This is a genomic window from Paenibacillus algorifonticola, from assembly GCF_050481745.1.
Classification (GTDB): domain Bacteria; phylum Bacillota; class Bacilli; order Paenibacillales; family Paenibacillaceae; genus Pristimantibacillus; species Pristimantibacillus algorifonticola_A.
The window spans coordinates 1-588 of the sequence record NZ_JBCNGR010000060.1; the positions used below are offsets into that span (position 1 = coordinate 1).

The following is a 588-nucleotide window of genomic DNA, read 5'->3' on the forward strand; positions in this document are numbered from 1 at the left end:
TGGAGTTGTCAAGAAAAGTGCAGTTTGAAAACACCCTCATACTGAAATCCCGTTACTAAGCTACTTGTGACAGCATTCTTTCGCGATAAATAGCTGGGGGCCAGCCCCCAGGATTAGTGGTGTAGATCCGCTGTCTGTTGTAGTAGACCATGATGTATCTGAAGATGACCGATTTAATAGAGGCCATCGGATAGCGCTCGGTGTTGATTTTGTACAGCTTCTCCTTCTTAAGCGTAGCAAAAAAGCTTTCCATCCTTGCGTTATCATAGCAACGTCCTGTGCTGCTCATACTCTGAATGGCATCTCGTTTAGCTAGACACTCACGGAATGCATGACTCGTAAATGGGCTGCCTCGATCGCTGTGAAAAATCATTCCGCGAGCACTTCTTGCTTGACAGGCGCTCTCAAAGGCTTGGATGCAGAGTTCCTTGCGCATGTTGTCGTCTATGGCGAGGCCCACGATCTCGCCGTTGAAGCAATCCAATACCGCCGACAGATAGAGCTTGCCGTCTGAACAAGGGACTTCGGTGATATCCGATAGCCACTTTTGGTTGGGAGCTGAAGCGCCGAAGTCTCTCTGAATCAGGT

General features: G+C 48.8%; 1 protein-coding gene. It reads right to left on the reverse strand.

Going from position 1 to position 588, the window contains the following annotated elements:
- Positions 1-55: 55 nt before the first annotated feature.
- On the reverse strand, positions 56-588 hold a 533-nt coding region (locus ABEW34_RS31085; protein ID WP_430165474.1), incomplete at its 5' end, for an IS3 family transposase.